The sequence below is a fragment of the Streptococcus sp. CCH5-D3 genome (assembly GCF_001556435.1).
Taxonomy (GTDB): Bacteria; Bacillota; Bacilli; order Lactobacillales; family Streptococcaceae; genus Streptococcus.
This window is the reverse complement of the sequence record NZ_LSIW01000036.1, coordinates 20,099-41,946: the sequence shown is the minus strand read 5'-3', so window position 1 is coordinate 41,946 and position 21,848 is coordinate 20,099. Positions and strand designations below refer to the sequence as shown.

22 protein-coding genes and 2 pseudogenes are annotated in these 21,848 nt (G+C 41.5%); 3 read left to right on the top strand and 21 right to left on the bottom strand.

Features of this window, described 5'->3' with window-relative positions; translation table 11 throughout:
- Positions 1 to 65 precede the first annotated feature (65 nt).
- Positions 66 to 974, bottom strand: coding sequence for a cation diffusion facilitator family transporter (locus AX662_RS01390; RefSeq protein WP_060971406.1), 909 nt, complete (start codon positions 972 to 974; stop codon positions 66 to 68).
- A 132-nt stretch (positions 975 to 1,106) separates the two neighbouring features.
- On the opposite strand from AX662_RS01390, the gene AX662_RS01385 reads away from it, so the two are divergent.
- From AX662_RS01385 to AX662_RS01375, 3 genes are read left to right on the top strand one after another with little or no spacing between them, the layout of a single operon-like run.
- Complete coding sequence (locus tag AX662_RS01385) at positions 1,107 to 1,646, top strand: TetR/AcrR family transcriptional regulator (RefSeq protein ID WP_155124258.1); 540 nt, start codon at positions 1,107 to 1,109, stop codon at positions 1,644 to 1,646.
- Between the two features lie 15 nt (positions 1,647 to 1,661).
- Entirely contained in the window at positions 1,662 to 2,132 is a 471-nt protein-coding gene (locus AX662_RS01380; RefSeq protein WP_060971404.1) for an HXXEE domain-containing protein, read from the top strand.
- 35 nt (positions 2,133 to 2,167) lie between these two features.
- Positions 2,168 to 2,500: a hypothetical protein gene (locus AX662_RS01375; protein WP_060971403.1), complete on the top strand. Its 333-nt coding sequence runs from the start codon at positions 2,168 to 2,170 to the stop codon at positions 2,498 to 2,500.
- Positions 2,501 to 2,563: 63 nt separating this feature from the next.
- On the opposite strand, the gene AX662_RS01370 is transcribed toward AX662_RS01375, so the two are convergent.
- The 20 genes and pseudogenes from AX662_RS01370 to lepA all read right to left on the bottom strand — a co-directional run bounded on the left by AX662_RS01370 (position 2,564) and on the right by lepA (position 21,729).
- Positions 2,564 to 3,436 carry an SDR family NAD(P)-dependent oxidoreductase gene (locus tag AX662_RS01370; RefSeq protein ID WP_060971402.1) on the bottom strand — a complete coding sequence of 291 codons (873 nt, stop codon included), beginning with the start codon at positions 3,434 to 3,436 and terminating at the stop codon, positions 2,564 to 2,566.
- A gap of 1 nt (position 3,437) precedes the next feature.
- Complete coding sequence (locus tag AX662_RS01365; protein WP_060971401.1) at positions 3,438 to 4,274, bottom strand: alpha/beta fold hydrolase; 837 nt, start codon at positions 4,272 to 4,274, stop codon at positions 3,438 to 3,440.
- A gap of 13 nt (positions 4,275 to 4,287) precedes the next feature.
- Complete coding sequence (locus tag AX662_RS01360; protein WP_060971400.1) at positions 4,288 to 5,292, bottom strand: NADP-dependent oxidoreductase; 1,005 nt, start codon at positions 5,290 to 5,292, stop codon at positions 4,288 to 4,290.
- A gap of 76 nt (positions 5,293 to 5,368) precedes the next feature.
- The gene (locus tag AX662_RS01355; protein WP_060971399.1) at positions 5,369 to 5,800 is read right to left on the bottom strand and encodes an Rrf2 family transcriptional regulator; all 432 of its coding nucleotides are present in this window, start codon (positions 5,798 to 5,800) and stop codon (positions 5,369 to 5,371) included.
- A 140-nt stretch (positions 5,801 to 5,940) separates the two neighbouring features.
- Positions 5,941 to 6,436: pseudogene (pnuC, locus tag AX662_RS01350) on the bottom strand (nicotinamide riboside transporter PnuC); the annotation flags it as partial.
- Positions 6,437 to 6,569: 133 nt separating this feature from the next.
- On the bottom strand, positions 6,570 to 7,370 hold the full coding sequence (locus tag AX662_RS01345) for an energy-coupling factor ABC transporter ATP-binding protein (protein ID WP_060971398.1): 801 nt from the start codon (positions 7,368 to 7,370) through the stop codon (positions 6,570 to 6,572).
- Entirely contained in the window at positions 7,357 to 8,193 is an 837-nt protein-coding gene (locus AX662_RS01340; protein ID WP_060971397.1) for an ABC transporter ATP-binding protein, read from the bottom strand. Before AX662_RS01340 ends, AX662_RS01345 begins: the two co-directional genes overlap by 14 nt.
- Positions 8,169 to 8,960 carry an energy-coupling factor transporter transmembrane component T gene (locus AX662_RS01335; protein WP_197414653.1) on the bottom strand — a complete coding sequence of 264 codons (792 nt, stop codon included), beginning with the start codon at positions 8,958 to 8,960 and terminating at the stop codon, positions 8,169 to 8,171. Before AX662_RS01335 ends, AX662_RS01340 begins: the two co-directional genes overlap by 25 nt.
- Positions 8,960 to 9,562, bottom strand: coding sequence for a hypothetical protein (locus AX662_RS01330; protein ID WP_060971395.1), 603 nt, complete (start codon positions 9,560 to 9,562; stop codon positions 8,960 to 8,962). The genes AX662_RS01335 and AX662_RS01330 overlap by 1 nt, the downstream gene beginning before the upstream one ends.
- A gap of 313 nt (positions 9,563 to 9,875) precedes the next feature.
- Entirely contained in the window at positions 9,876 to 10,676 is an 801-nt protein-coding gene (locus AX662_RS01325) for a PhzF family phenazine biosynthesis protein (protein ID WP_060971394.1), read from the bottom strand.
- A gap of 112 nt (positions 10,677 to 10,788) precedes the next feature.
- Positions 10,789 to 12,309, bottom strand: a complete 1,521-nt coding sequence (locus tag AX662_RS01320; protein WP_060971393.1) for an ABC transporter permease/substrate-binding protein — start codon at positions 12,307 to 12,309, stop codon at positions 10,789 to 10,791.
- Positions 12,302 to 13,030, bottom strand: coding sequence for an ABC transporter ATP-binding protein (locus AX662_RS01315; protein ID WP_060971392.1), 729 nt, complete (start codon positions 13,028 to 13,030; stop codon positions 12,302 to 12,304). Before AX662_RS01315 ends, AX662_RS01320 begins: the two co-directional genes overlap by 8 nt.
- A complete protein-coding gene (locus AX662_RS01310; protein WP_060971391.1) occupies positions 13,023 to 13,988 on the bottom strand; it encodes a zinc-binding dehydrogenase in 966 nt (321 codons plus the stop codon). Before AX662_RS01310 ends, AX662_RS01315 begins: the two co-directional genes overlap by 8 nt.
- A 13-nt stretch (positions 13,989 to 14,001) precedes the next feature.
- Positions 14,002 to 14,767 (bottom strand): annotated as a pseudogene (locus tag AX662_RS01305) (nuclear transport factor 2 family protein).
- Between the two features lie 6 nt (positions 14,768 to 14,773).
- Complete coding sequence (locus AX662_RS01300; RefSeq protein WP_060971390.1) at positions 14,774 to 15,220, bottom strand: MarR family winged helix-turn-helix transcriptional regulator; 447 nt, start codon at positions 15,218 to 15,220, stop codon at positions 14,774 to 14,776.
- Positions 15,221 to 15,404: 184 nt separating this feature from the next.
- Complete coding sequence (gene budA / locus AX662_RS01295) at positions 15,405 to 16,124, bottom strand: acetolactate decarboxylase (RefSeq protein WP_060971389.1); 720 nt, start codon at positions 16,122 to 16,124, stop codon at positions 15,405 to 15,407.
- Positions 16,125 to 16,139: 15 nt separating this feature from the next.
- Positions 16,140 to 17,816, bottom strand: a complete 1,677-nt coding sequence (gene alsS / locus AX662_RS01290) for an acetolactate synthase AlsS (RefSeq protein ID WP_021146813.1) — start codon at positions 17,814 to 17,816, stop codon at positions 16,140 to 16,142.
- 213 nt (positions 17,817 to 18,029) lie between these two features.
- Positions 18,030 to 18,371 (bottom strand): hypothetical protein, encoded by a 342-nt coding sequence (locus AX662_RS01285; RefSeq protein WP_060971388.1) that lies wholly within the window; start codon positions 18,369 to 18,371, stop codon positions 18,030 to 18,032.
- A 97-nt stretch (positions 18,372 to 18,468) separates the two neighbouring features.
- Positions 18,469 to 19,839, bottom strand: coding sequence for a hypothetical protein (locus tag AX662_RS01280; protein WP_231728404.1), 1,371 nt, complete (start codon positions 19,837 to 19,839; stop codon positions 18,469 to 18,471).
- A 57-nt stretch (positions 19,840 to 19,896) separates the two neighbouring features.
- Entirely contained in the window at positions 19,897 to 21,729 is a 1,833-nt protein-coding gene (gene lepA / locus AX662_RS01275) for a translation elongation factor 4 (protein WP_037611351.1), read from the bottom strand.
- Positions 21,730 to 21,848 lie beyond the last annotated feature (119 nt).

Genomic DNA, 21,848 nt, shown 5'->3' with positions numbered 1-21,848 from the left:
TACTTTAGGGAACTTGGTATCAAAATAACTCTTAAAGGTAGACTTTAAGAGTTGAAAAACAAACCTTAATGATGGTGGTGGTGATCATGTCCATGACTTTGACTGGCTTCCAGCTCTTCGATATTTCGCTTGTGGGCGCAGTGAGTTGCTAGGTCTTCATCCACTTCGATGGTGACATTTTGAAAGCCTCTCTCTTTGAGCGATGCACGGATCGCTTCTTTGCAGACTTCCATCTGCTCCATCCGCTTGAGACAAACATGGACAATGGCATTTTTCTCTAAGCCATCCATGGTCCAGAGGTTAAGCTGATTGATACTTGCGACATTGTCCAACTGCTCTAAATCATTCTTAACTTGCTTGATATCTACCCCTTCTGGCACAGCATCCAAGAAAATCTTAAGGGTGCTCCAAAAACGTGGAATAGCTTTGGACAGAATAAAGAAGGAAATAGCAAGAGACAAGAGGGGATCGAGGATATACCAGTCCGTAAATCGGAGGACAATGGCCATCAAGATGACAGCCAACCAACCTAAGGTATCTTCCAAAAAATGCAGGCTGAGAATGGATTCATTCTTGGTTTGTCCCTTGCGAATGACCAGACTCGCCAGCACATTGACACTGATAGCAAACATTCCCAACCAAAGAAGCCCTTCGTCATTGACGGGTTGTGGGTGGAAAAGCTTGCTTACATTTTCCAAAATCACCATACCAGACCCGGTCATCAGAATGACTGCCGTTACTAAAGCCCCTAATAAGCTAAAACGCTTGTAGCCTAGGGTATAGCGACTATCTTCTTGACGATTGGAGATCGTTTCTAGAAAGGCCGAGAGGCCAATGGCTAGAGCATCTCCCAAATCATGGACAGAGTCAGCGAGAACAGCACTGGAACCAAAGATTCCCCCTGCAATAAACTCAACAATGGCAAAACTTAGATTCAAGAAAAAAGCCAGCCAAACCGCACATTTTGTCTTCATAATCCTCAATCCTTTGATATAATAGATTCATGAACATCTTGTTCATTATCATTATCTAACATTCACAACAGAAAGGATAGAAGCAAACCGTTCGCTATGTACGTTACTGAACAGTTTGTTCAAATTGTCCATATGACAACACAGGATCGTCGTATTACCAAAACTAGAAAAGCTATCTATCATGCTTTTTTACACTTACTCAATGAAAAAGGCTACGACATCATTACCGTTCAGGAAATTATTGACCGTGCTGATGTAGGGCGTTCAACTTTTTACAGCCATTACGAGAGTAAGGAACTCTTGCTGGATGAACTCTGCCAAAAACTCTTTCACCACCTCTTTGAGCGAGATGATCAGCTCTCTCCCCAAGACTACCTAGCCCATATCTTTCAGCATTTCAAGAAAAATCAAGACCATGTAACCAGTCTCTTGCTTTCAAAAAACGATTATTTTATCCGGCAACTGAAAAAAGAACTGGAGCACGATGTCTACCCCATGGTAGCTGAGAAACTGATTCAATCTCACCCCAACATCCCCCACTCCTATCTCAAACACCTGGTCGTAACCAACTTCATTGAAACCCTGACCTGGTGGTTGAAAAAAGGCAAATCCTACAGCGAACAGGAAGTGGTCAAATTTTATTTGGAGATCCTGAAAGTTGGTTCAAACTAGAAAGAAGTTTTTTTAATGACCCTCACTCAATTTTATTTTCTCTTTCCAGCCTTATTCATGCTTCACGAACTTGAGGAAATCATATGGATGCCATCCTTTGTCAAAAAATTATCAGTACAGTTTCTAGATATTCGATTCCTTTCTTATTACACTCCTTTTACTTTCAATGCCATTGTCTTGGAGCAGTTTCTGATCCTGCTTCTATCACTTTTTCTTAGCTATCAGTTTAGCAACTATACTATTTACACAACCATCGTAATCGCTTATATCTATCATGTGTTCGGACATCTGATTCAGACAATTGTCCTTCGAAAATATGTTCCTGGCTTGTTAACGGGCAGTTTAACGAGCTTGTTCTCCATCGCATTTCTAAAAATTGAAATTTCAGTCAAACTCTATGGTTACTCTTTTTTGACTTTACTGGTTATCGTTTTAAATCTTCTAGTATCATTTATGATTCTTAATAAAATCAGTCATAAAAAATAGCACTCAGACAATCATAGGTTAGAAAGGAAACATCTGTGTCACTTTATCTAATCTTTAGCATCATCACAGTCTTCTTATCCCTTGCTTTTGCTCTTCTTCATTTAATGGCCAGTCTTTCAGAATTAAGAAAGCACAAGAATACTCTAGGAAATCGGCTTCTCCTTATCGGAAGCAACCTTGCGACCTTCTCTCTCATCCTCTACTTCTTTTTCTCGATTGTCGCACTATTTCTTTGGCTGATTGGTTGTGGCTTGATTTGCTACGGAGCCTATTGGAATGGCAAGCACAAAGAAAACTTCCATCTAGCCCACCATGTCATTCGGATCGGAATTGCTCTGATTCTTACCATTTTATTAGCCCTTATCTAAGAAAAACTCAAGTTTTATCAATGAAAACTTGAGTTTTTTGGTAGTTACGAAATCAATAAGGAATTAAAAATCCTGCTTTTCTTTAAACATTTTGACCTTTTCTTGGCAGTAATCCATTAATTTCCGTGCTTTTTCAAATGTGTAGCCTTTTTCAGATACCGACTTGACTTTCTTTTCATCAAAGTAGTAGCCTGTCAAGCCCCTAACTTCCTCTGATAAGGTGAGATAATAACCTGTTTCAATCCCCTGATCTAAATTTTTTGAAAGAGACTTCATCAGGCGTCCGAAGAGAGACTTTTTCGTCTTTTCATCACTAGAATTATTCCCTAAGTTGGTTGAAATCAAGCCCGGATGATAGGCATTAATGGTGATGTTTGAACTTTTTAAAAAGAAATCTCTTGCTAGATAGCGTGTCATCCAAATGGTATAGAGTTTGGAATTATTATAGGCCAATCCTGGATTGTATTCTTTCTCAAATCCAAAGTCCAAATCCTTAACCTTGGCAAAATGATGCATATAGGAAGAGGTATTAATAACACGGCCGTCAGCCGCTTTTTCTAACAAGGGGCTTAGCTCAGTTGTTAACATATAGGGAACGAGAACGGATAACATAAAAGTCAACTCGACATTTTCAGCACTCGCTTTTCGTTCTTTTCCTGCATACAGTCCTGCATTGTTAAACAAGACATCGACCCTTTGAAAGTCACGCTTGATTTCCTCCACAAATCGATAGACATCCTCTAATTTTGAAAAATCAGCCAAGTAGCTAAAAACTCTACCTCTCAAGGAAACGGCCCGAACCTCTTGAAGCGCCAATTCCAGTTTTTGATGATTGCGACCATGAAGGATAACCTGATGACCTTCACTGGCCAGTTTCTTTGCCAAATGTTTACCAATGCCATCCGTAGCATCTGTTATTAGTATGGTTTTGACCATATTAGTCCTCCAAGAAAGCAATGAGTTCTTTTGAAAACTCTTCTGCATATTGGAAGATCGAACCGTGACCAGCATTTGGATAAATGATCAGCTTACTATCTTTTATTTTCTCATGCATGTCATAAGAATTTTCCGTTGGAACCTGCATATCCTTATCCCCGTTGACGATTAAGGTTGGTTGAGTGATAAATGTTAGGTCGTCTTGAGAATCTTTCCCCCAACGTTTAATAGCTTTGAGTTGCGTCAAGAAACCAGCCACACTCATGTCTTTGTCCTCAAATTCCTTGGTACGCATCCCCATTCGTCCGAGAACTTTCAAGGCTTCAATTTTTCCTTGTTCATCATGGTTATAGAAGATATAGCGTTTAGGATCGATGCGTTCGAGTCCAGCTTTAAACATATAGTTAAATGTTTTCCCTGTAACCTTATCGACCTCTTTTCCACCTCGAGGTCCTGTTCCTGCCAAGATGAGACGGTTGACCAAATCAGGCTGGATTCGGACCATTTCTTGGGCAATCATTCCTCCCATAGAAAGACCTAGGAGATTGATTTTATCGTAACCAAGGGCTTTTACAAAGGCAATTGTCTGCTCAGCCATTCCAGGAATGGTTGGGGCCACTTTGCCTTGACTGACTCCGACACCAGGAAGGTCGACCACAATCACATGGTGTTTTTCAGCAATCAAGTCCAAGAGTTTTGGATCCCAGTTGTCGAGGGTTGCTGCCAAATGGACCAGCATCAGAAGAGGTAGTTTTGATTTGCCTTTGCTGAGTTCCCGATAGGCAATTTTATTTCCTTCGACAGTGATGTATTGATTTTTAGTTATAAGATATGACATTGTCTTTTCCTTTTTATTTCTTAAAGCTGAGGACCGTTTTTCCACGTGAGCGCCCATTAGCGACCTTGTCTAAGGCGCTATTCACTTCTTCAAATGGATAGACTGTATCGATAGATGGTTTGATTTCCAATTTGCTAAAGAGGTCAGCTACCTCTTGTAATTGAGCGCCATTGCTTTCTACAAAGATAAAATGGTAGTGAACGCCGTATTTGTCAGCCATCTTATCAAATTTGCGACCGGCTAGTCCAAGTAGGATCTGTTTCCATTTTGGCAGGTTCATCCGTTTGGCAAAGTCACCATTTGGCATCGCACGGAGGGACACAAGCTGACCACCTTTTTTCATGATAGACATTTGTTTTTCAGTCTCAGCGCCCCCAAGAGTATCAAGGACATAATCAACCTGGCTAACAGTTTTTGTATAATCTTCTGTTTTGTAATCGATAAAGCGGTCTGCTCCTAGCTTCAAAACACGATTAGCGCTATCTCCAGCCCCATTGGTGATGACCTTCAAACCTTTAGCTTTAGCAATCGGAATGGCCATCCCACCGACACCGCCTGTACCACCAGAGATAAAGATGGTCTTGCCAGCTTGAGCTCCCATGAGTTCTAGGGCTTGCATAATGGTCAAGGCAGTCAAAGGTACAGCAGCCGCTTCCTCATTTGAAAGATAGTCTGGAACCTTGGCTAGAGACTGACTATCGACAGCTACGTATTCTGCAAAGGCACCGATGTGGTCGAGTGGTAAACGTCCAAAAACTCGGTCTCCGACTTTGAGATTTTTGACTTGTTTACCGGTCTCTTCAATGATACCGACCACTTCATTTCCTGCAGTTTGTGGGAGTTTGTAAGGGACAATCATCTTGACTTCTCCTCTGGAAATCATATTATCCAGAGGATTAACACCAGCTGCGGTGACTTTGACCAAAACTTCTTTGTCTGTGATACTTGGTGTAGCGATTTCTGTGATGTTTAGTGTGATATTCTTTTTGTTATAAGTAGTATGTTGTGCGGCTTTCATTGTCTTCTCTTTTCTATTTTTGTTGTATCTGATACAGATACAAGTGTGGTCTTTTTAAAACTGATCTGCATGCAAATCAGTTTCGTTTTTGTTTGGCATCTTTATAAAGATTGTTAATGACATCTTCTAAGGTTTGCTGGGCTAGTTCCTTCTCAAGTTGAGCTTCAGCGCTAGCAAATAGTGGCGAAACGGCTCCTTGGATATGTTTCCCTACTGGGCAATCAGGATTGCTATTTTGATGAACTGGAAAAAGGCTAATGTGGTTGACTTCTTGTGTTGCAAAATAAATTTCAAGTAAGGTCACTTCCTTTGGAGACTTACTGAGTTGGTAGCCCGTTTTCCCTTGATGAGACTGGATTAGTCCAGCATTTTTCAATAAAGCGATTACCTTTCGAATATAACTCGCATTGGTGCCAACGCTCTCAGCCAGAGCTTTTGAACTTAAGGTTTCCTTGCTCTCACTAATCATGGTTAGGATGTGCAAGGCTACTGAAAATTTCGTATCCATATAAACTCCTTTAGATAACTTGTATCTGTAACAAGAACAAGTATAACACAAATAAAAAGAAAAGCAAGACTTTTGCTTCACTGTAAAAACACAAAAAAAGGACCCTACTGGATCCTCTTATTAATTGATAAACATAAGTATTAAGCTTTCTTTGCCGCCTTGCTCCATTGGTACCAACCAACTAGACTGTTGATAAGATAAATGAAGTATTTCCCTTGAATTTGAAGGCTTTCTCCCCACCAGAGGTAGATAGAGAAAATATTAGTGGCTGCCCAGAAAATCCATTGTTCACGGTAAACAGCTGTCATCAAGAGCTGACCAACACCATTTGTCGCATCAGTAATAGAATCACGGAACGGACGATTGGCGCCAACGGATTGGTAAATGAAACCAAAGGTTAACCACCAAAGCACACTAATTGATAAGTACTTGATCCATCCCACCGCATCCAATTTACGGGCAACAAATTCCTGCTGTTCTTTTTTGAACTGGGCTTGATAGATCCAAACCAAGAGACCAATTGGCTGCATGATGGTGAAAATAGAGAGTTGTCAAAACCTCACCGTAGAAGCCTTTTTGAAGGGCAAGCACAAGATAAATGACAGAATTGATCAAACCAAAGAGATAGTTACTGGCAAATCAAACCAGTTATCTGAGGAAGCACCCGATGATCATGAAACGTTATTAAACACAAAAGTCACCCATGTGAGTTCTTGCCAGAAGCTGAAGTTAATCCTTCAACCTGGAAAACCCGCAGAGGTGACTTTTTCTATACATCTCGATTTTTCTGACAATAATCATTAACTGATAAATATGTCTGTGAATCACCCAGCGACTCCGCTATGTCCATAATCCGCGGTGGTAGTAATCCCACTCGCTGGACAAGTTCGTGATCGCTGAACAATTCCCGTGGACTGCCGGCGAAGCCAAACTTCCCGTGTTCCATAACATACACCGACTCAAACTCGGCTGCGACCCAATCCATGTCATGGGTGATGGTCACAACTTGGTGGCCCGAATCAACCAACTGATGGAAAATTGCGGTCAACTTGCGCTGGCTTTCCCAATCAAGCGACATCATCGGCTCATCAAATAAATAAATCGCCGGATCCACTGCCAAAACTGTGGCAACGCTCAACAGCTTGCGTTCCGACAATGACAGGTCATATGGACTTTCAGCTGTTTTATCATCCAAGCCAACTCTTTTTAGAGCCGCTAAAGCCCGCCTCGTAATCGTGTCGTGGTCATCCATGACCTGCGCGACACTCCACTCCACCTCTCGTTGAACGGTCGGGTTGAAAAGCTGATCGTCAGGATTCTGAAAAGTAATCCCAACCTTCAGTAACTTTTCGACTGGTTTAAGATCATTAAAATTTTCTCCATCGATCTTAATCACACCGGTTTGTGGTGTCAGCAAGCCCGTCAACAATTTGAAGAGCGTTGATTTGCCGGCACCATTTTGGCCGACAATCGCCACCATCGGATCGGCGAAGTGTTTGTCTTCAACATCCAAGCTAAAGGACCGTTCCGGATAAGTGAACGTCAGGTGGCTCAGTTCAATTGTGGACATAACGAACCTCCTTCAGATCAGCGTAATTCACCGGATACCGGCCATCAGCCAAGTGCCAATCCATTTTTTGAGCAAGTTGCTGGATTGTCGGAGCTGGAATCTGCCAGTCAGCTGCCAAATGATTAAACACCTCACCCGGCCTGCCCTGGGCTACCATTTGACCCTCGTGCAGCACCCACACAACGTCGGCGACTTCGCACAAATCGTCAATTTCACTAGTGACAATGAAGACAGTCGTCTCTTTGACTTGGGCCAGCCATTGGAAAAATTGCTGGCGGCCAAGGGGATCCATCTGACTGGTCGGATCATCCATAATCAAAACAGCCGGATTAGCCACAATCGCCGTGGCAATTGCCAACCGCTGGATCTGACCACCGGAAAGGCTCTCGGGACGCAAATTCAGCTGTTCAATCAGCCCCATTTGAGTGGCAACTTCTTCAACCCGTTTTTGAATCAGTCCTTCAGCCATTCCCTGATTAATCAAGTCAAAGGCGATTTCATCGGCAACCGTGTCTGCCAACCCGCTTAGTTGGCCAGCTGGATTTTGCAGTACAACTCCATTCATGGCATTATAAACGGGCCAATTGTCGGACACTCGCCGGCCAAACATGTGCCAGTCGCCCTCAATCTCAGCAGACACAATTTTGGGAATGACCCCTGCCAGCACACGGCACAAAGTCGATTTGCCGGAGTGGCTATTCCCGATAATCCCAACCACCTGGCCGGTATGAACCTCCGCGTTAATCTGACGCAGTTGTGGTTGCTCAGTACCCGGATAACGGGTGGTCAAATTTTCAATTACAATCCATTTATCTTCGTCCATATCTTCCACCCAATCAATAAAATTGCCAATCCAGTCAGACCAATGTGCAGCGTCCGCGACAGGCGATACACGCGCTGGGAGGTTCTGACAGTCCGGTTGAGATTATCAAAACCTCTCAGTTGGAGCGAAATCGACCGCGTCATCGATTGATCCAAAGTCTTAATCACCAATGGAATTAGAACCGGCAGGACTGACTTTAATTTCTGAATCAACGTTTTTTGCGGATTGGTTCCGCGAACTTTTTGTGCCTGCTGGATTTTCCGCATATTGCGCATCATTTCCGGCAAAATATAACACACCGACATCAGAACGTAGACAGTTTTATAAGACAATCCGGACAGTTCCAAATAGGCCGCGTTTTCTGAAATACTCGTGGTCACCATAAAAAAGCCACTGGTCAAAATAATCACCAATACTCGACAACCCAGAGTGGTGGCGTAAATCAGGCCTTCTTTGTAGAACGACACCCCAAGCACAGAAAACAGCACAGTTTGATTCCGACTGTAAAATAACCCTTGGATGATCAGCATGGTGCAAATCAGAAACATGCTGAATCCCAGCGCCTTAAAGGTGGTAGAACTCAATTTGGAAAATAACAATAGCAGTGTTGCGACAAGAATTAATCCGGCCTGAAGCAATAAATTCATACTGGCAAAGCTCAACAACGTCATGTCCAAGATGAACAAGAGCTTAGTAATCGGATCGATCACCTGGTACCACTTGAGCTTGACCCGTGGCGCTCCAGAATTCAATGTTTGATCAGTCATCATTTATCATCGCTAAAGAAGTGCACCATCCGCTTCGGCAGCTGACGATAGATGAAGAATGCCAGGTAGGCCACGCAGACTTTATCCAAAATATCCAAGACAAACTCATCGATAAATGAGGCCAGCCACACTGGTACATGATTGGCGACCATTACCGCAAACAATGAGTCACCCCAAGCGATACCGGTCTGACCACCCCAAAAGATGACGTTGAATGGCGTTGAAATGACAGCTGAAACGATGGCAATAATAATAGCAGAAACAAATACTCGTCGCACTGACGAGAACCACCCATTGGCGTGCAAAACTCCGACAGCAATCCCAATTCCGATGCTGGTAATCGCATACACGGTTGAAATTGGCGATAAGGTCAGCCCATAGATCACGTTGTTGATGAAACCACTGATGGCACCGGCAACCGGCCCAGCCAACATGCTGGCAAGAAAGGTTCCCAAAGACCCCAGCCAAACGGGCAACTTTAACCCCTCCGCCAAGGCTTTGGCAACATAGTTAATCCCCACGGCAGCGGGAATCAAAGTCATGGTGGAAGCACTTAACTTAAATTTCCACATACTGGTACGATGAATCGATTCTGTTTTCATAATCTTCTCCTTTTGTTTTTAAAGAGCCGTGTCAGGAATGACTTTCGGACGCAACGCTCTATAGAATAGTTAATAGAACTATTTAGTCTTTTCACAATACCAACCGTAGTCGACATAGATTAATATAGTAAAATTACTATTTCTAAGTTCATACTCTATATGATACGCTTATTTTCAAAATTGTCAAGTCTTTTCTGAAAATTCTTCAAGAAATATGAAATAATTTAAAATGCCTAGCTCAGCTAGACATCTTTTGTTTCTATAATGACTTTAATCGTTATTGCTTATACTTCCTTTTTTAACAAGACAACATCTAGTCTGTCACATAAATCTCGCCACGACTATAGAGGGCAGCTTTTCCCGCAAGATAAAGCCTATCGTCTTCTAATCGGCAAATAAGATGACCGCTTCTCTTGGAGGCTTGATAAGCTCTAAATTCTACTTGTCCTAACTTATTAGCCCATAAAGGAATGACATGACAATGACCTGATCCACAGACCGGATCTTCCATGACTGACAATTTTGGAGCAAAACTTCTCGTAACGGTGTCATAGTTTGTACCTTTGGCTGTGATATTTAGGAGTAAGCCATCTAGTGCTTTAACTTTATCGAAATCTGGAGTCGCAGCAATAACATCATTTTCATGAGGGAGGATACAGACTAGATCTCTTCCAAGCCAGGCTTCAAGTGGACGGACACCAATCGCTTCTTCCATCTCACTTGTGACTGGAACTTGGTGCATCGAGTAAACTGGGAAATTCAGCTCATATAGCTCTCCTCTTTTGGTTACCAAAAGCTCCCCACTCTGAGTTGTAAAGGTTAGACTATCAACATCCACTTCTATAAATTGAAAGAGAACGAAGGCAGTTGCTAAAGTAGCATGACCACACAAATCGATTTCTCCACCGGGAGTAAACCAACGTAAATCGTAATAGCCGTTCCTTTTAACCGTAAAAGCTGTCTCAGAGAGATTATTTTCTTTGGCAATATTCTGTAAGGTATTATCCGACAACCATTCGTCCAGAAGACAAACAGCAGCCGGGTTCCCTTTAAAAACGGTATCTGTAAAAGCATCAACGATAAATTGTGGGATGGTATATTGATTCATTGGCATAGGTAGCTCCTTAAATTTTTATCTTTATTATATCTGAAAATAGGATAGAAAACAGAAAAATGGTAACTAAAAAAGCAACTTGAAAAAGTTACTTTTTTGTGTAAAGTTTTCATTATTTCTTGATAAACCCTTCTTTGACCAAAAAGTCACGTGCTACTTGGTTAGCTGGTTTACCTTCTACGCCCACTTGGTAGTTGAGCTGACTCATTTGACTCTCCGTAATTTTACCAGCTAGTTTATTGAGAACTGCTTCCAATTCTGGATGTTTTTCCAGTAATTCAGCTTTCATGAGTGGGGCCCCTTGATATGGCGGGAAGAGTTGCTTGTCATCTTCTAGGACCACGAGGTCATAGCGAGCAAGCTCGGCATCTGTAGAGTAGGCATCTGTTATCTGGATATCACCGGACTGGATAGCCTGGTAGCGAAGGGCTGGCTCCATGGTGGAGACTTGAAGATTGAGTCCGTAGACCTTCTGTAAGCCTTTGTTCCCATCCTCTCGATCATTAAACTCTAGTGTAAATCCTGCCTTGAGTTGTCCTTCCACCTTTTTCAAATCTGAAATAGTCTTGAGGCCATACTCCTGGGCAATTTTCTTAGGCACCGCGACAGCATAGGTATTCTGATAAGCCATAGGTTTAAGTAGAACTAGATTATCTTGTTTCTTAATACCATCACGCGCTGCTCGATAGACTGCTTCTGGATCATGGCCGACTTGTGGTGCCGGCTTGAGCAGACTTTCGGTCACGGTCCCTGTAAACTCGGGATAGATCGCGATATCTCCTTTTTTCAGAGCTTCATAGAGGAAGGTGGTCTTACCAAAATTTGGTTTAACGGTCACTGTCATGTCCGTGTTTTCTTCGATCAAAATCTTGTACATATTGGCTAGAATTTCCGGTTCAGGACCTAACTTCCCAGCGATGACCAGATTTTCTTTTTCAGGTTTGGGAAGAAAACTTGGTGTATAAGATACTCCCAATCCGATAACCATTACCGCAAAAGCCACAAAGATGGTCCGCAATTTGGCCTTTTCCATCCATTTGAGAAGAAGGTTAAAGGCGATGGCTAAGAAGGCTGAAGACAGGGCACCGATCAAAATCAGACTGGCATTATTGCGGTCAATCCCCAGAAGGATAAAGGAACCGAGTCCCCCAGCTCCAATCAAAGCAGCTAGAGTAGCCGTCCCGATAATCATCACAGCTGCTGTCCGAATTCCAGACATAATGACGGGCATGGCCAAGGGAATCTCGAACTTCTTCAAGCGCTCCCACTTAGTCATCCCAAAGGCAACCCCTGCTTCTTCTAGACTTGGGTCAATCCCCTGCAAACCGGTGATGGTATTTTGAAGGATGGGGAAAATGGCATAGATGACGAGAGCTGTCAAGGCCGGAAGTGTTCCGATCCCCATGATGGGAATGAAGAGCCCCAAAAGGGCCATGGAAGGAATGGTCTGGAAGATCCCAGCTACCTGTAAAACCCAGTTGCTGGCTCTCTTGCGTGTACTTAAATAAATAGCCAGAGGGACCGCCAGAAAAATCGCAAGGAGAAGGGTCAGTAATGACAGTTGCAAATGTTGCCCCAGTGCAGTGAGCCAGTCCCCAAAGCGTTCTTGAAAGGTTGTAAGTAGTTTAGACATGGTGAGCACCTCCAAACAAATCTGCCACAAAGTCGTTGGCAGGTTGGGCTAGAATGGTCTCAGAATCCGCCACCTGCACAATCTCTCCTTCCTGTAGCACCGCAATCCGATCGCCTAATTTTAAGGCTTCGTCTGTGTCATGGGTCACGAAAATAGTCGTCATACCAAATTCTTTGTGCAAGTCTTTGGTGAGAGCCTGTAGCTGTTTGCGGGAAATAGCATCCAAGGCTGAAAAGGGCTCGTCCATTAATAGAATCTTTGGTTCCCCAATGATGGCACGCACAATCCCAATCCGTTGTTGCTCCCCACCCGATAACTCGCTTGGCTTGCGATTTGCATACTCTGCAGCAGGCAGACCTACCTTGTCCAAGAGTTCTTCAGTTTTAGAGGCTATTTGGCTTTTAGTCCACCCTTTCATCTCTGGAATTAAAGCAATGTTCTCAGCGACAGTTAGATTTGGAAAGAGAGCAATGGCCTGCAAAACATAACCAGTAGAAAGACGTAACTCTCGTTCATCATAGTCCTTGATGCGTTTTCCGTCCATATAGATATTGCCATCAGTTGGCTCCAAAAGACGGTTAATCATCTTGATCATGGTGGTCTTTCCAGATCCTGAAGGGCCTACGAGGACCATAAATTCACCATCTTCAATACGGAGATTGACATCTTTTAAAATGTCTGTATCCGTGTAGCGCAGGACTACATTTTTATATTCAATCATATTCTTCCTCAATTTTCACAATTACTTTCCCGAAGGACTGGCTACTTTCAAGATAGGTGTGCGCTTCTTGTATCTCTTCTAGTCTATAAACCTTCTCAGGCCGGACATCCACTTGATACAATTCCACAAAATCGATCAACTCTTGGAGCTTTTCATTTGAAACATTCCCCGAATAAAAGGTCGTTAAATAAACATTCTTCGCCAATTCAACAATTGGATCAAAATCAGCCAAGGTCCACTGGCCACCTAATTGACCACAAGAGCAGATAATTCCTCCTTCACTTAAGTGATGGATACTATCTTTGATATGACGAGGTCCCACTAGATCTAGAATTTTTGTGAAAGACTCCTCACTTTGCAAAACGCCATCCTTCTCCAAAATCACCTGATCAAATCCAACCGCCTTCAATTGGTCTTCCTTGACTAAATTTCGGCTAGTTCCTACCAAGTGAATCTCAGGAAATTTTCCTTTAAGTAGTTTAGCAAAAGCAATTCCTACACCACTGGTTGCTCCGCGAACTAACACGCAATCTTTCTCCTCAATCTTGAGATTAAGAAAAGAGCCATAAGTTGTGTAATAGGTTTCAGGAAGGGCAATCAAGCTTTCCAAATCAAGTTCTGTCTTGATTGGATAAATTTGCTCATTTGGGAGAAGTGTATACTCTGCATAACCTCCATCAAAAGCTCGCCCCATCTCCCCCATAATGGAAATGATTTGCTGTCCAATATTCAAATCCGGTCGTGTCGTTTCTTCCACAAGACCGACACACTCAATTCCTAACACACGAGGAAATTGAACTGACGGCGATAAACCCTGACGGGTAAAAATTTCACTGTGATTGATACCAAATCCTTGAATTTTCACCAAGGTCCAACCGGCCTTCAAAATTGGTTTTTGTCGTTCGACAACTTCTAATACCTCTGGTCCACCTGGACTGCTCACAACAACTGCTTTCATAAGGCACTCCTTCTTAAAACTTCCCTCTATTGGTCAAGTCTTCGACCTTAGGCATGACTTCCTTATTATCCCAATGCTCAACAATTTTTCCATTTTCTAAACGGAAGATATCGTATTGAGCAAAAGGCACTCCATCCATCAAGACCTGACCATAACTAACTGCATAATTCCCTTGCGCCAAGAGTTGGAAAACAAAGTCATAGGCCACATCGTGCTCGCGTACATAGTTCTTATAAGCTTGGCTTCCTTGCCCAATCTCATGGTTATGCTGGATCAGTTCCTCTGCCACAAAGTCTTCCCATTGATCGAGTTCCTTGTTTTGGAAAATTTCTGTCAAGAAACGACGGACCAATTTTTTATTTTCTGCTGTCTTACCCAAATCTTTGATTTCAAAATCTCCAAAGATCTGATCTAGTTGGCCATTTTCAGGTATGCGATAGTAGTCAATAACGTCCCAATGCTCAACGATACGACCATTTTCATCTGCACGGAATGTATCCGTCGTTACCCATTGGGCTTCTCCACCGTTCAGATATTGGTGAACATGAACAAAAACAAGATTCCCATCTTCAATGGTACGAACAATCTTAATATCACGTTCTGGATGACGTTTAAAAAAAATCTGCAAAGAAAGCCGCAAAACCTTCTTTCCCATCTGGCACCCCTGTCGAGTGTTGGATATAGGTATCCCCTACAGAGCTAGCCTGAGCTTCTGCTACACGGCCATCTTGAATGGCATGAAGGTATAGATTTTGTGCGTTTTGTGCTTGAATAGACATGACTTATTACTCGTTTTCTTTTTTCTTTAAATTATTTATAATCCGCTCTTGATAGGCTTGAAATTCTTGGATTTCATTATCCGAAAAGCCTTGGTAGAATATCTCTCCCAGTTCCTGACTGACGCGATCTCCAATATCTTTTTGCGTCCAACCTAAATCCGTCAAGACTACAAACTTCTTGCGCTTGTCCCGGTCACTCTGTTCAATCTTAACCAAGCCTTGCTCGACCAATTTCTTTATCATGCTAGTCAATGTGTTATTAGCTAGTCCCGTCGCTAGAGCAATATCAGTTGCAGTTGCCCTTCCTTGCTCTTTTTGCCATAAGACTGTTAAAATTTTCCCCTGTTCATTACGGTATTGAGCATCTGGTTCCTTGCTCAATAGTTTTTGGAAGATACGACCATTCAATAAACGAATCTGTAGAGCTTGGTAGCCTCCTATCATCTTATCCATTTTGTCTCCTTTTTCTTCTATATCGAACTTTCTATTTTTATTGTAACTCTACCAATTACATCTGTCAACTATTTCGATATAGAAATTTATATTCTTCTATAACTTCGTATATATGACCATTCCTTACTAAAATGGCAAACAAAAAACTCCCCTATCTAAATAGAGGAGAATCTCATTTATACATTTATTCTGATTTAGTAATATCTTCACGCATCTCATCGACATTGAATTTAGCAAAGAGATACTGACGGTCTTGAACTGGGAAACGTTGATCGAGTTGGTCAACTGGACCGACTTCAACTATACCATTGTCAATAATAAAGTCCATGACATGCCCACCAAATGATAAATCATCTGATATAAAATGTAAATGATAGCCAGCCACGCTCACACCGTGGAACATTTCTGGTGTCCAAATCCCAACGATGGTACCTGAAATATTATCAGATTCATACTCTGGTTGATGAGTCGCAACTTCAGCAAATTTCGTATCAGGAGTAGACTTAGGTATCATGCGGACATGCATGTGTTTAAAATGCCCTTTAATCTTGATGGAACGGAAGAGATTAACCCCATCATAGTAAGATTCAATACGATCCTCAAGTTCTTTATCAGTCATTTCAAAACGTTGACGGAAGATAACTTCAGCTTGGTGAGGTACGACTGCTGCATAGGGAACTTTTTCATCTGGAGAAACTTCTACCACTTCGACTTTACCTTCAGAGCCTTTAGCTTGATAGGCTTTACCATCAAGAACAATCAACTCCCCATCAATAGAATCTAATGTTCCAAGACCCAAGTCTCCATGCTCCAACAATTCACCAACTGTTAAAGTACCTCCATAAAGCCCAGCCATCAAGGCTCCCAAAGTATTATATTGAAATAATTTTATGGCTTCAGACATGTCTACACCCTCTTTTTAGTAAAATTCATCTGGCAAAATAGTTTCGCCGAGTTTAATATTATCTTTATAGTCGATTGGAACATCAATAAGGACTGGTCCATCTACAGCTTGAGCCAAGGCTTCTTGGAGCAAGCTAGAAAACTCCTCTTTACTTGTTGCACGATAACCTTTCGCTCCAAAGCTCTCAGCATATTTTACAAAATCAACTGGACCAAAGTCAACCCCTGATGAACGACCGTACTTCATTTCTTCCTGGAATTCCACCATATTGTAATGGCCATCGTTCCAGATAATATGAACAATTGGCAATTTCAATCGAACTGCTGTCTCCAATTCTTGTGCTGAGAAGAGGAAACCACCGTCACCAGAAACAGAAATGACTTTCGTCTTAGGACGAACCAAAGCTGCAGAGATGGCCCACGGAAGAGCAACCCCCAAAGTTTGCATCCCATTTGAGAAAAGCAAATGACGTGGTTCATAAGATTTGAAATAACGAGCCATCCAGATATAGTGACTACCAACGTCAACGGTAACTGTCATATCATCATCCGTTTGTTCTTGTAAAACTTCAATTAAATCGAGTGGATGTACGGTACCTTCTTCAGGCTGACGGTCAAATTTAACATCTTCGACGACTGTATTTTTTAACCCTTTAAGATACTCGACTGAACCTTCAGGTAATTTGTAGCCTTGAATAGCAGGCAAAAGCAAATCTAAAGTTGCTTCTACATTACCAATCAATTCACGTTCTGGCTGGAAGTAAGTATCCACCTCAGCAGGTTCAACATCAATTACGATAATACGTGCTGAAATTTCAGCATTCCAGTTACGTGCTTCATACTCAATTGGGTCATAACCAATGGCAATAATCAAGTCCGACTTCTTAAGCAACATGTCCCCCGGTTGGTTACGGAAAAGACCTACACGACCAAAGAAAGTATCCTCTTCAAGGTCACGTGACACGATACCAGCACCTTGGAAAGTTTCAACAACTGGTAATTTAACATGTTTCAAAATCTGGCGAATAGAGTAAGTTACAGCTTCTGATGAAGCACCGTTCCCTAAAAGTAAGACCGGCAATACGGCATTTTTTATCGCCTGTGCGAGATAGTTAATATCAGAAACAGATGCTGAACCAAGTTTTGGATCCGTCATAGGCTTGATAGCCTTAACACTGACCGGAGCATCGGTCACGTCTTGAGGAATTGAAATAAAGCTTGCACCCGGTTTCCCTGACTTAGCATGGCGATAGGCATTCGCTACCGTTTCAGAAAGGGTATTAGCATCATGTACTTCAGCAGCATACTTGGTAATCGGTTCAAGCATAGCAACGTTATTCATTGATTGATGGGCACGTTTCAAAAGATCTGCACGCTTAACCTGACCACCAATAGCAAGAACAGGATCTCCTTCATCTGTCGCTGTTACCAAACCAGTAGCCAAATTTGAGACACCTGGACCAGATGTTACCAATACTACACCGGGTTTCCCTGTGATACGTCCAACACCTTGAGCCATAAAAGCAGCATTTTGCTCATGACGGGCAACAATCAATTCAGGTCCCTTATCTTCCAAAGTATCAAAAACCCTATCGATTTTTGCACCTGGAATCCCAAAGACATAATCAACATCATGGTTAATCAAACTATCAACCACTAAATCCGCACCATACAATTGCTTTTCTTCTGACATGAACACAGTCCTTCTGGCCCTAAAATGATAGAGCCAATTTTCCTTTCAAGTATAAGTCACAAAGTGTCAAAGTCTGATCATTTTTTCACAAACTTTTATCACTTCACAATTCTGTTATCATTATAGCACAGTTTTCAGACAATCTTGTGAAAAAAAGATTGTGAAATTTTGAACTTCTAGCACAAAAAGAAACACCCGATTACTATCAGATGTTCATGTATTTTTTGCCTTAGCAAACTCTCGATTAAGATAATTTTGCAAGCCTTCAAAAATCTCTAGTAACTGGAGGTAATTATACAAACTTGAGCGACCAGGGATATCTACGACATCCAAAGAAATGCGTTCCAGGTCTTTTTCATAGAGAATGCGGAAGGAAATCACTGCTTGATCAGAAAAATAATTCTCCCCTGCTAAAATAAAGCACTCATAGATGATGCCAACAGGATTAGCAACCTTCAATTCAATACGAACTGCGCCTAATCCCAAGGCCTCCACTTGCTGAAAACGCTCCAGAATAGCCTGTCGCTGACTAGGAATAAAACTCGTGATATCCATAGTGGCCCTCCCAAGATTCCTTTTTGTCTATTATAGCCTAAAGCTGAGAAAAATGCTTGTAATGGGTTTCTTGATAAGACTAAAAACCCATGAATCCTTATTTAGCTTCTTTATAATCTCTAAAGTCCGATTTTATAGTGTTATCGTAATCATGTTTATCTATCCACTCCTTAATATCAGCAAAAGAATGAATTTCCTCCCTAATACCAGCACCGTCCTCTACAGAAATTAAAATCGCTTGCTCTCCATGTGTTCCCAACCAATGTAAAATATCATTGGTCTGCTCTTCAGGAGAAAAATAGATTTGTGATTGTTTGTCGTACTCTCTATCTCTATAGGACTCATATTGAGCCAATTTCTTTTTATAGGCATCATATTTTCTATCATAATCTTTTTGAGCTTTTTGACGTGCTTTTTCGTAAGCTCGATAGTCTTTCTGATAATCTTGTTGAGCCTTTTTGTTCAGAATCTCACTGAAACTTAAAGTTTTAACAGGAAAAATAGAATCAGGAAAAACATTAAATTCTGGAAGTTTCTTTGGCTCGCTTGGTTTATTAGGTAGGCTGCTTTTCACTGGCTCAGTTGGACCGACCGGAAAATCTCCCTCCTTACCTTGACGGGTCAATAGTTTAAATTTCTTTAAGGTATTACTGTTTGTTCTTGTCTGATTAACAGCCTCTTCGTAAATATGCTTAACTTCAGAATTTTCTTTAAATAGATTAATCTGATTCTCTTGTTTTGAAGTATCTACGTTATCAATCTCTAGGATAACATTTAGATGAGCTGATAAATGGCTGTCTTTTTGAGCTGGAGAATTTCTTAAAAGCTCATTCAAGTTTCCTTCTCTCTTTAAATATCCCCACATGGTGCTATCATTCATCTGATTACGAGCAGAACTCTTATCACCGAAATAAAGCAATTCATCCTTACTGTAGGAATAATCTGGTAAGTCTCTAGTTAAAAATTTATTCGTATCTAAATTGTAAGCAAATTGCTTATCATTTTGAGAATTCGTCAAGAACACATAATCATAACCATTAATCGTTCTTAAAGACACAGCCAACTCCTCAATATCTTTAAAATTTTTTATTTTCTTCAAATATGGGGTCAAATTAATAATTTTCTTTTCAAAATTTTTGTTGATATCATAAACTACCAAATGAGCTTGATGCAGACTACTCATGGTATCGTAATAGCGAACAAATTGATTTATACCAATTAACTCAGTCGCTACATTATCTTCAGAATTATAGTAAGCAGGTACTTCATGACTGATGGCAACATATTGTTGACGTCTACCAAAAATCTCATTGGAAGTTACTTTATCAACTTTTAGAGCCATCTGTAACTCTTCTACAGCTTTTTCATGAAATTTGTGCTTTATATATATATTCCCTAAAAAGAAAAGCATTAGTATAGTCGCAGTATAAATCCTTCCACGCTTTGATAAGGGGAATTTTAAAAACATCTTTATCATAACTTTTATTACAAAAATAGCCAGAACATCACATTCTGACTATTACTCTTATTTCTCATCTTCATCCATTGAAAGTACTGATAAGAAGGCTTCTTGTGGTACTTCAACCGAACCGATAGCTTTCATACGTTTTTTACCGGCTTTTTGTTTTTCGAGGAGTTTACGTTTACGTGAAACGTCACCACCGTAACACTTAGCCAAGACGTTTTTACGAAGGGCTTTGATGTCTGTACGGGCAACGATTTTTTGACCGATGGCCGCTTGGATAGGCACTTCGAATTGTTGACGTGGAATGATTTTCTTAAGTTTATCAACGATAAGTTTTCCACGCTCGTAGGCAAATTCCTTATGCACGATGAAGCTAAGGGCATCGACCTTGTCACCATTAAGGAGAATATCCATTTTCACCAATTGTGAACGACGGTATTCTGACAATTCATAGTCAAAGCTTGCATAACCACGTGTTGATGATTTCAATTTATCAAAGAAATCAAAGACGATTTCAGCAAGTGGAATCTGATAAATAACGTTCACACGATTATCATCGATATATTCCATGGTTTCAAAATCACCACGTTTACGTTGTGCCAACTCCATAACCGCACCAACATACTCTTGAGGAACCATGATTTGAGCTTTAACATAAGGCTCTTCAATAGCATCAATACGTGTAGGATCTGGGAACTCAGAAGGGTTAGACACTTCAAGCATCTCACCGTCAGTAGTATTAACATGGTAAACTACCGATGGTGCTGTCATAATGAGGTCGATATTAAACTCACGTTCCAAACGTTCTTGGATAACATCCATGTGAAGAAGACCCAAGAAACCACAACGGAAACCAAAACCAAGGGCTTGAGACGTTTCAGGCTCAAACTGAAGACTGGCATCGTTCAATTGGAGCTTTTCAAGAGCTTCACGCAAGTCATTGTATTTATTAGACTCAATTGGATAAAGACCGGCGAAAACCATTGGATTCATTTGCTTATAGCCATGGAGTGGCTCTGCTGCTGGATTATCCGCAAGTGTTACTGTATCACCGACACGGGTATCCGCAACAGTCTTGATTGAGGCTGCAACATAACCAACATCACCTGTCGCAAGGTAGTCACGGCCAACAGCTTTAGGCGTGAAGATACCAACCTCAGTAACATCAAAGGTCTTGCCATTAGACATCATTTGAATCTTATCGCCTGGTTTAACCATTCCGTTAACCACACGCACTTGGAGGATAACCCCACGGTAGGCATCATAAACAGAGTCAAAGATAAGGGCTTGGAGAGGCGCTTCGACATCACCTTGAGGTGCAGGAACTTTCTCAACGATTTGTTCGAGAATCTCCTCGATACCAATACCAGCTTTAGCTGATGCAAGCACAGCTTCTGAGGCATCTAGTCCGATAACATCTTCAACCTCTGTACGCACACGTTCAGGATCTGCGGCTGGAAGGTCGATTTTATTGATAACTGGTAAGATTTCCAAGTCATTATCTAGGGCCAAGTAAACATTGGCAAGTGTTTGCGCTTCAATCCCTTGAGCAGCATCCACCACCAAGATTGCACCCTCACAAGCAGCAAGAGAACGTGACACTTCATAAGTAAAGTCCACGTGTCCTGGTGTGTCGATTAGGTGGAAAATATATGTTTCGCCATCTTTAGCTGTATAGTTAAGCTCAATGGCATTTAGTTTGATAGTGATACCACGTTCACGCTCGAGGTCCATACTATCAAGGAGTTGCGCCTGCATCTCACGACTTGATACTGTCTCAGTCTTTTCCAAAATACGGTCAGCAAGGGTTGATTTACCATGGTCAATATGGGCAATAATAGAGAAGTTACGAATCTTCTCCTGTCGTTGTTTTAATTCTTCAATATTTGGCATTTTTATCTTTCCTAGTTCTTACTTGTGATTATAAAAAAACTAATCGTTACCTTCTATTATACAAAAAAGACAGGCTTTTGCCTATCTCTAATATCTGCTTTCTGACCGCATTTAATCCT